At 65.3% G+C, this 12,854-nt stretch carries 10 protein-coding genes; 4 read left to right on the plus strand and 6 right to left on the minus strand.

All coding sequences use genetic code 11. The annotated features are described in order from the left end of the window. Window positions 1-558 precede the first annotated feature (558 nt). The gene (locus tag ACOIX3_RS18025) at window positions 559-1,746 is read left to right on the plus strand and encodes an OpgC domain-containing protein (protein WP_420971182.1); all 1,188 of its coding nucleotides are present in this window, start codon (window positions 559-561) and stop codon (window positions 1,744-1,746) included. A 24-nt stretch (window positions 1,747-1,770) separates the two neighbouring features. Continuing rightward, entirely contained in the window at window positions 1,771-2,475 is a 705-nt protein-coding gene (locus tag ACOIX3_RS18030; RefSeq protein WP_420971183.1) for a hypothetical protein, read from the plus strand. Here ACOIX3_RS18030 and ACOIX3_RS18035 read toward each other — a convergent pair. The 5 genes from ACOIX3_RS18035 to ACOIX3_RS18055 form a co-directional block, all read right to left on the minus strand. After that, window positions 2,469-3,623, minus strand: a complete 1,155-nt coding sequence (locus ACOIX3_RS18035) for an acyltransferase family protein (RefSeq protein ID WP_420971184.1) — start codon at window positions 3,621-3,623, stop codon at window positions 2,469-2,471. The genes ACOIX3_RS18030 and ACOIX3_RS18035 overlap by 7 nt on opposite strands. A 70-nt stretch (window positions 3,624-3,693) precedes the next feature. After that, complete coding sequence (gene chrA, locus ACOIX3_RS18040) at window positions 3,694-4,917, minus strand: chromate efflux transporter (RefSeq protein WP_420971185.1); 1,224 nt, start codon at window positions 4,915-4,917, stop codon at window positions 3,694-3,696. A 101-nt stretch (window positions 4,918-5,018) separates the two neighbouring features. Then, the gene (locus ACOIX3_RS18045) at window positions 5,019-6,323 is read right to left on the minus strand and encodes an SLC13 family permease (RefSeq protein WP_420971186.1); all 1,305 of its coding nucleotides are present in this window, start codon (window positions 6,321-6,323) and stop codon (window positions 5,019-5,021) included. 145 nt (window positions 6,324-6,468) lie between these two features. Next, complete coding sequence (locus ACOIX3_RS18050) at window positions 6,469-6,861, minus strand: VOC family protein (protein ID WP_420971187.1); 393 nt, start codon at window positions 6,859-6,861, stop codon at window positions 6,469-6,471. A gap of 340 nt (window positions 6,862-7,201) precedes the next feature. Next, the gene (locus ACOIX3_RS18055) at window positions 7,202-8,101 is read right to left on the minus strand and encodes a LysR family transcriptional regulator (RefSeq protein ID WP_420971752.1); all 900 of its coding nucleotides are present in this window, start codon (window positions 8,099-8,101) and stop codon (window positions 7,202-7,204) included. A gap of 119 nt (window positions 8,102-8,220) precedes the next feature. On the opposite strand from ACOIX3_RS18055, the gene ACOIX3_RS18060 reads away from it, so the two are divergent. Continuing rightward, on the plus strand, window positions 8,221-9,210 hold the full coding sequence (locus ACOIX3_RS18060; protein ID WP_420971188.1) for a zinc-dependent alcohol dehydrogenase family protein: 990 nt from the start codon (window positions 8,221-8,223) through the stop codon (window positions 9,208-9,210). Window positions 9,211-9,323: 113 nt separating this feature from the next. Here the strand turns inward: ACOIX3_RS18060 and ACOIX3_RS18065 are convergent, their stop codons facing one another. Beyond that, the gene (locus ACOIX3_RS18065; protein ID WP_420971189.1) at window positions 9,324-10,796 is read right to left on the minus strand and encodes a protein adenylyltransferase SelO; all 1,473 of its coding nucleotides are present in this window, start codon (window positions 10,794-10,796) and stop codon (window positions 9,324-9,326) included. A 196-nt stretch (window positions 10,797-10,992) separates the two neighbouring features. Between ACOIX3_RS18065 and aspS the strand changes: the two genes are divergently transcribed. Beyond that, complete coding sequence (aspS, locus tag ACOIX3_RS18070; protein WP_420971190.1) at window positions 10,993-12,768, plus strand: aspartate--tRNA ligase; 1,776 nt, start codon at window positions 10,993-10,995, stop codon at window positions 12,766-12,768. Window positions 12,769-12,854 lie beyond the last annotated feature (86 nt).

Consider the following 12,854-nt stretch of genomic DNA (forward strand, 5'->3'; position numbering starts at 1 on the left):
TACCAAAATATCGAAAACAACCCCATGCACCGTAGCCGACAGCCAGCGGTGTTCGACATGGCAACTTGACACGTCGGGCAACTCAGCGATATTTTTCCATTATTCCGAAATCGTGCCTTGGCGAGTCATACCGAGAAACCCTGCAGGAGGTCGCGGCCTTCGCGCAGCGACACGCCCGACTTCCTCCGCTTGTCATTCCCCGGTGCGCAATCGCGCACCTGAGCAGCCGCGGCGTTGGGTGCGCCTCTGACCGAATGCGCCGGGTCGGCCCGACCCAAGCGTCCAAGTTCATCACCGGGTGCCGCCGAACATACCCCGCGAGTCGCGATGCTTTGTCAGCCTCCACTCCGCCCGACGAATGCGGCTCACCCGGCAAACGTCAAGCATGCGGGTGCGGCACTTGGACGGTGATCTCACGCGGGAGTATAACGATGTCCATGATCTTCGCCTGTCGACCCGGATTTGCCGTCGGCTAACGCATTCGAGCCTGACGCGAATCAAGACTCCGACCGGTGCAGCTATCGCGATCTCAGAAGCAGCCGAGTGAGGGTCGTCCCGATGGATCTCCACCACGCGCACCAGATTGAGGAAGCGGTCGAACGCGATGTTCGGCTCGACCTGTTCAGAGGGCTCGGGTTGTGGATGATATTTCTGGATCACATCCCCAATGACGGAGCCATCGGCTGGATTACGCTGCGCAACTACGGCTTCAGCGACGCTGCGGAGTTCTTCGTTTTCATCTCGGGTTACCTTGCCGGTTTCATATACGGCCCGATCATCGCTTCAGGTTTCTTGCTGTCCGCAGCGAAGCGGCTGTGGACGCGGGCCGCGCATATCTACGTGGCGCATATCATGCTGTTCCTGATCTTCACGGCCCAGGTCGCGAGAACCTCGCGGCGGCTCGACAATCCGATGTATGAAAACGAGTTCAACGTTTTCAATTTTCTGCAGCATCCGGATATCCTGATCGGGCAGGCACTCACCCTGCGATACAAGCCCGTGGATCTCGACGTGCTACCGCTGTTCATTGTCTTGCTGCTCGCGTCCCCGCTGGTCATCTGGGCCTTGGTGCGTCGTCCCAACCTCACCTTACTGGCTTCGATTGTTCTCTACGTGCTGGCGCGATGGTTTGATTGGAACATCGCCTCCTATCCACCGGGTACAACGTGGTACTTCAATCCATTTTGCTGGCAGTTGCTGTTTGTCTTCGGCCAGTGGTGTGGGGTGGGCGGCGCATTGTCTCAGATCGCCGGACTCATCCAGTCGCGGATCGTCGCAGCGGTAGCGATTGCCTGGCTGATCTTTGCGTTCCTGATCGTGATGACGTGGCATTTCCATGCGCTGGAGATGTTCATACCGGGATGGATGATGAAGTTCATCTACCCGATCGACAAGACGGATCTGGATATGTTGCGCTTGACCCACTTCCTCGCGCTCGCGGTCGTTGTCCATGGCCTGATTCCGCGGGACTGGCCGCCGCTGAAATCCCGATCATTGCGTCCACTAACTTTATGCGGCGAGCATTCGCTTCCGATCTTTTGCCTCGGGGTCTTGCTTTCGTTCTCCGCCCATTGGGTCTTGACCCAATACAGCGGCGCGGTCATCGCACAGCTCGTGGTGAGCGCGGCCGGAATCGCGATCATGATCGCCGCGGCGTGGCTGTTGCACCGCGCCGACGACATCCCGAATTTGTTCGTCGATGTGACAAATGCAGAGCTTCGACGGAAGATTGGGCGACCGAACTAGATTAATAAGCAACAAGGAGCCGCCGTGATCGCGACGCCGCCTGGGGCTGTTACCAGCGAGCTGTTTCAAATCGCCTCTGATGTCCCGGAGTATCGCCGCGATGCCGTGCTCGACGACATCAACAGCATCATCGACACGAACTGGCTGACGGAGGAGAGATTCTGGTCGCGCCAGCATTCCCCGTTCAAGGCCGACCACGGCATTGTCCTGCTCCACCACGGCGGCGCATGCGTGGCTTACATGATCGTGCAGCGCCTGGCTGTTGCCGGCGCCTCGGTGATTTATCTTTCGGGCACCGCAGTCAGAGACACCTATCGTGGCAGCGGCTTTTTCAAGCGGATGTTCGATACCGCAATGAGTGCGGAGTTCGGTGATCCGGCGGCGCCGGCAGAATTCTGCCTGTGCTGGCGGACGCGAAATCCCGTCATCTACGTCTTGGGTCGCGCGCAATGCCGAAGCGTGGTGCCGGCCATTCCGGCCGGTACACACGCAGTCGATCTCGACGAGCTCTGTCTCAGCCTCGCTGCCACCCTGTACCCCCGTCAGGCTATCGAGAAGCCGACGATGGCGATGCGGGGCGCCTATGGCCAGCTGCGCTATCGCGATGAGCCGACGACCCAGACCTCGTCGGATGTTGACCGCTGGTTCGCGCAGACCATTCCCGACAGCGCCGACGCCGTGTTCTGCGCCGGATGGGCGAGCAATCGCTGGTCTCGGCGCAATCAGTGATTGGCGATTTGCCCGGCTTCGACCGGCGCGGCGATGTGGCCCGGATTGATCCGGGCTTCGTTCGCGCGAATGCGCGACGGCCATCCGTGCCGTGAGGCCAGCATCGTGAGCCTGTCCCTGACGAGATAATGCGCCGGGCTTTCGAGAAAGCGCCAGACGAACCACGCCAGCGCGACCATGCCGGCCACCACGAGCGCGGTCGAGAGCGCGTCCGGCGTTGGCGTCATCAGGAGCAGGATCACGTAGCCGAGCTGAAGGTGCAGCAGATAGAGCGGATAGGTGATGCCGCCCACAGCCCTGACCAGGCTGTCCGGCAGCGGCACCGACTTGATGCGGGTGGCGGCGAACACGATGCCGAGCGAGACGATGCAGATCACGGTGACGACGCGCGGATCGAAGCTGCCATGGGTGTGGACGCCGAGCCGCTCCAGCTTGTGCACGGCCTGGAACGTCGCGGTGCCCATCGCCAGTGTCAGCAGGCTGTAGAGCCTGGTGTCGCGCCGTCCGCGGTAATGTTCATAGATCAGCAGCCCGACGGCGAAGAAGCCGCTGTCGTCGGCCATGAACAGCTTCTCGAACAGCGGAACGTCCAGCGTCAGCTCGTTGGCAAAGGTGATGGCGATCCACGCCAGGATGATGGTGTCGATCTTCCGCGGGAAAATGCCCCAGGCCAGAAACAGCGCGACCCAGACGTAGAACACGACCTCGATCACCAGCGACCAGTAGGCGTCGTCCATATAGGGCTGACCGAGCATCGGCGCTGCGATGAACAGGTTTGCCAGCCATTGTCCCCAGGTCACATGGAAATAGGTGTGGCCCAGCAGCAGCGTGGTGAGGAAGGTCAGCGTCATGCAGATGACGAAGGTCGGATAGATTCGGCTGAAGCGGGCGATCGCGAAACCGACCGGCGTGCGGCCTTCGGCCGAATAGGCGATGACGAAGCCGCTGATGGCGAAGAACACGGGGACGCCGAGGAAGCCGTACTGCGCGACCGGGGCGAGGTAGGGCAACGCCACCTTCTGAACGCCGTGCGATGCCGTGCCCCAGAAGCCGTAATGGTACAGGATCACGGCGCCGACCGCGGCGAGCCGCAGCAGGTCAAGCACGGGAACCCGGGTCGCATCCGGTTGTTTGGGTAGGCTCGGCATGCGCCTTCAATGATGGCGGCGAGGCATGAAGGCGTTCTTAATCCGGCCGGCCGAACGCCCGGGCGGCTGTTCACGATTGCAGGAGGCCGGTGGCGATGCCGGCCGCCGCGCTGAGGACGACCACCACGAGCGGCGGCGCGCGCCATGCCGTGAGCAGGACGAAGCCTGATAGCGCGATGCCGAAATCGAGCGGACGCTGTACGCTGCTGGTCCAGACCGGGTCGTAGAGCGCGGCACCGAGGATGCCGACCACGGCGGCATTGACGCCGCGCATCATCGCCTGCGCCGCCGGGCGCTTGCGGAAGCCATCCCAGAACGGCAGTGCTGCGAGCAGGATGAGAAGTCCCGGCAGGAAGATGCCGGCGAGGCCTGTGACCACGCCCGGCACGCCGCCGATCACGGCGCCGAGATAGGCGGCGAAGGTGAACAGCGGGCCCGGCACGGCCTGCGCGGCGCCGTAGCCGGTCAGGAATGCATCGTTGCCGATCCAGCCCGGCGTCACCACCGCTTCGCGCAGCAGCGGCAGCACGACATGGCCGCCTCCGAACACCAGCGCGCCGGAACGGTAGAAGGCCTCGAACAGGCCGAGGCCGGGCCATGCGCGGGCGAGCAGCGGTAACCCGACCAACAGGGCAAGGAACAGGATCAGTGCGCAGAGGCCGACGCGGCGCGACACCGGCATCGCGATGTGCGTGACGCCGTCGGCTGCTTGTGCGCGGCAGAACCACAGCCCGGCGACGGCGCCGAGCACGATGGCGCCGATCTGCGCAATCGACGAGGAACTCGTGAGGATGACGAGTGTTGCGACCGTTGCAATCGATGCGCGTTCGCGATCGGGACAGAGCGAGCGCGCCATGCCCCAGACCGCTTGGGCGACGATCGCCACCGCGACCAGCTTGAGGCCATGCACCAGGCCCGCGCCGGCCGGGCCGCTCAATCCGCCGGCGCCGAAGGCAAACAGCACGAGCGCAATCGCCGAGGGCAGCGTGAAGCCGGTCCAGGCCGCCAGCGCGCCGAGATAGCCGGCGCGCATCAGGCCGAGTGAAAAGCCGACCTGGCTGCTCGCCGGGCCCGGCAGGAATTGGCAGAGCGCCACCAGATCCGCATAGGCCTGCTCGTCAAGCCAGCGCCTGCGGGTGACGAACTCGTCGCGGAAATAGCCGATATGCGCGATCGGACCGCCGAAGCAGGTCACGCCGAGCTTGAGGAAAATGAACAGCACCTCGAGAGGCGAGTGCGCTGACCTCGCGGTGGAGGGCGATGTGCCGGAGTGCTGGACGTCGGTATCGTTCAAGCGTCGTCAATTCCTTGGGCTTGCGTCCCACGTCAGGACCCATCAGGGCAAGCATATCGTCATTCGATGACGCCTCGGCGCGATATTTGTCGCGACGACCGTCAGCCGATCCAGCCGAGCAGCCGGAACCAGACGAGATAGAGCGGCGCCAGTACGACGAAGGAGATCAGGCCGACGACGAGGCACATCTTGACCGCCGCGCTGGTCGGCACGCGCGCCATGCCGGCGGCAACCACGATCGGCGCGGCCTGATATGGCAACAGCGGCGTCGCGTAGGCGAACACCTGCGACATCAGCACGGTGGGAAGGCTGAGGCCGGTGTGTGCGGCGAGCGAGGCGGCCAGCGGCGTGAATACGGCGGGGACGCCGTTGGCGGTGACGATGAAATTGAGCAGGCTGGCGAGCCCGATCATCGAGGCGAAATCCGCCGCCGGCCGCGCGGGATCGAGCGGCAGATGCGGAATGATGAGACCGCCGATCGCGGTGCCGAGTCCGGACCATGCGACGACGGCGGCGAGCCCGAGAATGCCTCCGAGATAGATGCAGGTGCGGACATTGACGCCGGCGGCGAATTCCTCGCCGTTGAGGAAGCCGACGCGAGGCAGCAGGCAGAGGCAGGCGGAGACCAGCCCGACCCAGGCCGGGCGGATGCCGTGCAGAGAGTCCGTCATCCAGAACGCGAGCGTCGCAAGCAGGATGATCGAGAGCCGCCATTCGGCCGCGCTCATCGGTGTCGCCTCGGCGCTGCCCTCGATCGGCTTGGGCGATGCCGGAAACAGCCACACCAGGCAACCGATCAGCACGACGCCCTTGAGGATGCCGATCACGGGCGCATGCAGCACGAGATACGACATGTAGTCGAAGTGCACGCCATAGGCGCGCTCGGCGGCGCCCGTCATGATCAGGTTCGGCACGTTCGCAGGCAGGATCGATGCCGACAGCTGATAGGTGCCGAAGCCGACCGCAAGCGCGAGCGCGGCGCGACCCGGCGATCCCTCCGCCAAGCCGGCGCGATCGGCCAGCGCCAGGATGATCGGCATCAAGAGCGCGATGCGGCCCATGTTCGAGGGCATCACGAAGGCGAGCGCATAGGTCAGCAGGATCACGCCGGCCACCATGCGAAACCAGGAGCCGTTGAGATGGTCTGCGAGCAGCCGGGCGATCCGGTCGGCCAGTCCCACCTTGCGGATCGCGGTGCCGATGACGAAGCCGCCGAGCACCAGCCAGAACGCTTCCGACTGGAAGCCGGAGAACAGCACGTCCGGCGGCGCCGCGCGGAATACCGCCACCGCCGCGAAGAACAGCAGCGCGGTGAGAAATTCCGGCAGCAGGCTGGTGGCCCAGAGCAGGATGGCGATCGCGGCAAACCAGCCGGGATGGATCAGCGACGAGGCGGTCTCGGTCATAACGGGAAATCAGGGGAACGAGGGCAGGATGGCGCGACCATAGCACCGCGCAGCCCGGCTGCGTGGCCGTGATCGGGCAAGGCTGACGTGTCCGGATGGCGGGACGACCGGCGCGCAGCGCGAAGTCGCGTCGCGTGATGCGGCGTTACGCGAAACGCCGATGGCAGACGGCTTCGATACGATTGCCGTCGGGGTCGCGCAGAAAGGCGCCGTAGTAGTGGGGATGATATTCGGGACGCAGACCCGGCGCACCCTCGTCCGATCCTCCTGCCGAAAGCCCGGCACGCCAGAAAGCGTCAACCTGCTCCCGGAATTGCGCCTTGAAGCACCAATGCCGCCCGTAGGCTGCTTCGGGCACCGGTCCGGGGCGGATCAGCAAATAGGTCAGGTCAGGATGATCGGCGTCGCAGCGCTCGCCGTAGCTGATCCACGTCTCGCCGCTGCTCATCTTGGTGACGGCGAGCGCTGCCATCACGGCGTCGTAGAAGGGCTCGGCAGCGCGTATGTTGGATACGGTGATGGAGACGTGGTCCAACATCAACGATCTCCTGCATTGACGACGACGGCCCGAGCAGGGCGCATGTTGACCACATACCGATCCGCGCGCCGCGTCGGGCGCGTCACTCGTAGCGCATGTTCTTCGACGGCCGCCGTGCCGCCGGCATCGCCAGCACGACGAGACACAGCGCGATCATCGCCAGTCCCATGAATTCGAATGCAAATGCGTCCACGGGCCATTCTCCCCCATTAGAAACAGTTAGACTTGTTGGGGGAGCGTTGACGCGCTGTTAAGCCTTATGGTTACCGCCGCGAGGCTCCCGGCATGGTGCAGGGTGAGTTAACGCTCACGACGGGCATCGTGGAACAACGCCTTCGCACTACGCCACGAGCTTCGGCAGCGCGGCCGAGAGCGCGTCGACCGCAAGCCGGACCTTCAGCGGCAGTCGCGGGGTCGGCAGCCACAGCGCATGGCAGTCGTAGGGAAGCTCACCCTCGTTGCCGAGAACGCGGACCAGCGCGCCGCGCTCGAGGCGTTCGCGCACCAGCCAGGAGGGCAGCCACACCAGTCCCATGCCGCGTGCCGCGGCGTCGGCGATGGCCTCGAGATCGTCGAGCCTGAGCCGCCCGGCGGGCCAGACCTCGCGCGGCTTCTGGCCGTCACGCGGGAACAGCCACGGCCGCGCGCGCCCAAGCCGGCGATAGACGATCGCCTGATGCTGGCCGAGCTCGTCGAGCGTGCGCGGCCTGCCGTTGGCCTTCAAATACGCGCGCGAGCCGCACACCACCATGCGCTGGCACGCGATGCGCCGCGCGATCACGCCGGACTGCTCGTCGAGGTCGCCGGTCCTGATTGCAAAATCGTAGCCGCCCTCCATCAGGTCGGTGACCGGATCGCCGAACGAGAGATCGAGCTCCAGCGCAGGATATTTCTGCGCCAGCCTGAGGAGCAGCGGCGCCACGCAGTGCCGGCCGAGCAGCGCCGGCATCGTCACCTTGAGCCGTCCGCGCGGTTCGGACAACTGATCGGCCGCGAGCGCGTCGGCGGCATCCGCTTCGGCGAGTACCGCGCGGCAGCGCTCGTAATAGGCTTGCCCGAACTCGGTCAGGCTCTGACGCCGCGTGGTGCGGTGGATCAGGCGGACGCCGAGCCGCTCCTCGAGGAAGCGGACATGCTTGCCGACCATCGGGCCGGACATTTCGAGCGCGTCGGCGGCGGCCGCGAAGGAGCCGAGATCGACCGCCCTGAGAAACACGGCCATGCTGGTCAGGCGGTCCATCATTCGAAACCCTCGGTTTTGACTGTTCAGTCTGCGGGATGATTTATCCGCAGAACTGGCGTCGGCATAGCTCATTCAATTGAACTGTTTTGCAATTCAGCTGCTTTGGAGTGTTGCCGATGGCTCGCGTGGTTCGTTTTCATCAACATGGTGGTCCCGAGGTGCTGCGCATCGAGGACGTTGCGATCGCGCCGCCGGCGCGCGGCGAGATCCGGATCCGGATCAAGGCGCTCGGACTGAACCGCGCCGAGGCGTTGATGCGAACGGGGACCTATATCGAGACGCCGGCGCTGCCGTCCGGCCTCGGCCTCGAGGCGGCCGGGCTTGTCGAAGCGATCGGCGAGGGGGGCGGCGGCTTCGCGCTTGGGGATGCCGTCAGCATCGTGCCGCCGATCTCGATGGCGCGCTGGCCGGCCTATGGCGAGCTCGCGACGTTCCCGGCCGAGCTGGTCGTCAAGCATCCGCCGGCGCTGGGTTTTCAGGAGGCCGCCGCGGCGTGGATGCAATACCTCACGGCCTATGGTGCCCTGATCGATGTTGCGACGCTTGGGCGGAGCGAGTTCGTCGTGATCACGGCAGCATCGAGCAGCGTCGGGCTCGCCGCGATCCAGATCGCCAATCGTGTCGGTGCGATCCCGATCGCGGTGACGCGGACCTCAGCCAAGGCGCAGGCCCTGCGCGATGCCGGCGCTGCGCATGTGATCGCGTCCGCGGAGGAAGATTTGCAATCGAGGCTGGAGCAGATCGCAGGGCCGAACGGCGTCCGCGTGGTGCTCGACCCGGTCGGCGGCCCCGTCTTCGTGCCGCTGACGGCAGCGATGGCGCATGGCGGCATCCTGATCGAGTACGGCGGGCTCAGCGAGGCGCCGACGCCGTTTCCGCTGTTCACGGTGCTGAGCAAGAGCCTGATCCTGCGCGGCTACCGCGTGCACGAGATCGTCCAGGATCCGGCGCGGCTTGCGGCGGCGAAAGCGTTCATCCTCGACGGGTTGGCCGACGGCGCGCTGAAGCCGATCATCGCGCGGACATTTCCGTTCGAGCAGATCGTCGCGGCGCACCGGTATCTGGAGTCGAACGTGCAGTTCGGGAAGATCGTGGTGACGGTGTGAGGCGGAGCGGATGCTTCGCAGCGTCATTGCGAGCGGAGCGAAGCAATCCATCGGCCCGCATGCGCGGATGGTGGATTGCTTCGTCGCTTTGCTCCTCGCAATGACGAGGGTGGTCACGTCCCGCAGAACGTCTGCGTCACCATCTGCTCGGGCAGCGGCGGATCGGCGTAGGCCGCGAATTGCGGCTGGTCCTCGTACGGCTTCGCCAGCACCGCCAGCAATTCCTCGAACGGCGCGTAATCGTCGCTGTTGACGGCCGCCTGGATCACCGCCTCGATCCGGTGGTTGCGCGGGATGAAGGCCGGGTTGACGGCACCCATCGCGGCCTTGCGCTCGGCCGGCGTCTCGCTCTCCAGGGCGAGGCGGGCGCGCCAGCGGCCGGCCCATTCGTCGAACGCTGCGGGATCGGTGAACTGCGCACGGACGTCGGCGGCGTCGCCGCTCGCTGCCTCGCCGAGATGGCGGAAGGTCAGCGTGAAGTCGGCCGCGTTCCTGGCCATCGCGTCGAGCAGATCCTGGATCAGTGCTTCGTCACCGTCGCGTGCGGTGAACAGGCCGACCTTGGCGCGCAGCCCGGCCTGATAGGCCGCGGTGAATTTTTCCGGAAATTCGCCGAGGATCACTTGCGCCTGCTCGATGGCCTTCTCCTGCTCGCTGTCGAACAGCGGCAGCAGGCACTCGGCGAGCCGGGTCAGATTCCACAGCGCGATGCGCGGCTGGTTGGCATAGGCGTAGCGGCCCATCTCGTCGATCGAGGAGAACACCTGCGCCGGATTGTAGGCGTCGAGGAAGGCGCAGGGACCGTAGTCGATGGTCTCGCCCGAGATCGAAGAGTTGTCGGTGTTCATCACGCCGTGGATGAAGCCGACCAGCAGCCAGCGCGCGACCAGCGCAGCCTGCCGCGCCACGACGCCGGCGAGCAGCGCGTGATAGGGCTGGGCGGCATCCTTCAGCTCGGGATAGTGCCTGGCGATGACATGGTCGGCCAGCGCACGCACGCCGTCGGTGTCGCCGCGGGCGGCGAAGAACTGGAAGGTGCCGACCCGGATGTGGCTCGCGGCGACGCGAGTCAGGACTGCCCCCGGCAGCGCCGTCTCGCGCATCACGGGCTCGCCGGTGACGACGGCCGCGAGCGAACGCGTGGTCGGGATGCCCAAGGCGAACATCGCCTCGCTGACGATGTATTCGCGCAGCACCGGGCCGAGCGCGGCGCGGCCGTCGCCGCGGCGGGAGAACGGGGTCGGGCCACTGCCCTTGAGCTGGATGTCGCGGCGGACGCCGTCGCTGTCGATGACCTCGCCGAGCAGGATGGCGCGGCCGTCGCCGAGCTGGGGAACAAAGTGCCCGAACTGGTGGCCGGCATAGGCCATGGCGATCGGGTCGGCGCCGTCAGGCAGCCGCTTGCCCGCGAGGATTTCGGCGCCCTCGGGTGTCGACAACAGGTCCGGATCCAGCCCGAGCTGGACCGCGAGCGGCCGGTTCAGCTTGATCAGCCGGGGGGCGGCCACCGGGGTCGGCGCGACACGGACGAAAAAGTTCGCCGGCAGCGCCGAATAGGTGTTCTGGAACGGGAAATGGATGGTCATATCGGGAAGATAGGCCTGCGGGCCGAATAGGCAAACGCCAGGTGCCCGATCGCCGCAAAATGTGCGGTTTCGGGGCAAAACCAGCCGTTCCCTTGGTTGCCGCACCCGGCCTCGTCGGGTAAACCCTCCGCAACTTCGGACAGGGCATTTTGGCCCTGTCGCGATTCGACCCTCCGACATCAGTTTTGGAACGAATATGCATCGCTACCGGTCACACACATGCGGCGCGCTCCGAGAGAGCGATATCGACCAGACGGCCAGGCTGTCAGGCTGGGTCCATCGCGTCCGGGACCATGGCGGCGTGCTGTTCGTCGATCTGCGCGACCATTACGGCATCACCCAGTGTGTGGCCGATCCGGACTCGCCGGCGTTCGCCGAGGTCGAGAAGTTCCGCTCGGAATGGGTGGTCCGGATCGACGGCAAGGTGCGCCGCCGTCCCGCCGGCACCGATAATCCCGAATTGCCGACCGGCCTGATCGAAATCTACATCAAGGAGATCGAGGTGCTTGGCCCGGCGGCCGAGCTGCCGCTGCCGGTGTTCGGCGAGCAGGAATATCCTGAGGACATCAGGCTCAAGTACCGCTTCCTCGACCTGCGTCGCGAGAAGCTGCACCAGAACATCATGACCCGCGGCGCGGTGGTCGATTCCATGCGCAAGCGGATGAAGGAGCAGGGCTTCTTCGAATTCCAGACCCCGATCCTGACGGCGTCGTCGCCGGAGGGCGCGCGCGACTTCCTGGTGCCGTCGCGCATCCATCCCGGCAAGTTCTACGCGCTGCCGCAGGCGCCGCAGCAGTACAAGCAGCTCTTGATGATGTCGGGCTTCGACCGCTACTTCCAGATCGCGCCATGCTTCCGCGACGAGGACCCGCGCGCCGACCGCCTGCCGGGCGAGTTCTATCAGCTCGACGTCGAGATGAGTTTTGTCACCCAGGACGACGTGTTCGCGGCGATGGAGCCTGTCATCACCGGCGTCTTTGAAGACTTTGCCAAGGGCAAGCCCGTCACCAAGAACTGGCCGCGGATTCCGTTTGCCGAAGCGGTGCGCAAATACGGCTCCGACAAGCCCGATCTGCGCAACAAGATCGTGATGCAGGAAGTCTCCGAGCACTTCCGCGGCTCCGGCTTCAAGGTGTTCGCGCGGATGCTGGAAGACCCGAAGAACCAGGTCTGGGCGATCCCCGGCACCGGCGGCGGCAGCCGCGCGTTCTGCGACCGCATGAACTCGTGGGCGCAGGGCGAGGGACAGCCCGGCCTCGGCTACATCATGTGGCGCGAGGGCGGCGAGGGCGCAGGTCCGCTTGCGAACAACATCGGCCCCGAACGCACCGCTGCGATCCGCGACCAGCTCGGCCTCAAGGAGGGTGATGCTGCGTTCTTCGTCGCCGGCGATCCAGAAAAATTCTGGAAGTTCGCAGGCCTCGCGCGCACCAAGCTCGGCGAGGAATTGAACCTGATCGACAAGGACCGGTTCGAGCTCGCCTGGATCGTCGACTTCCCGATGTACGAGTATGACGAGGAGAACAAGAAGGTCGACTTCTCGCACAACCCGTTCTCGATGCCGCAGGGCGGTCTCGACGCGCTGAAGTCGCAGGACCCGCTGACGATCAAGGCGTTCCAGTACGACATCGCCTGCAACGGCTACGAGATCGCCTCCGGCGGCATCCGCAACCACAAGCCGGAAGCGATGGTGAAGGCGTTCGAGATCGCGGGTTATGGCGAGCAGGAGGTCGTCGACCGCTTCGGCGGCATGTACCGTGCGTTCCAGTACGGCGCACCGCCGCATGGCGGCATGGCGGCCGGCCTCGACCGCATCGTGATGCTGCTCTGCGGCACCAACAATCTGCGCGAGATCTCGCTGTTCCCGATGAACCAGCAGGCCATGGACCTGTTGATGGGCGCGCCGTCGGAAGCCTCGCCGAAGCAGCTCAAGGAGCTGCACATCCGGACCAACCTGCCGGCGAAGGGGTAGGTGGGAGGAGAGGTGCGTAGCCCGGATGGAGCGAAGCAACTCCGGGGCAGTCTCTCCAATTGCGGCACTGTTCCCGGATTGCGCTT

Origin of the sequence: Bradyrhizobium sp. B120, assembly GCF_049075665.1 — a bacterium.
Lineage (GTDB): Bacteria > Pseudomonadota > Alphaproteobacteria > Rhizobiales > Xanthobacteraceae > Bradyrhizobium.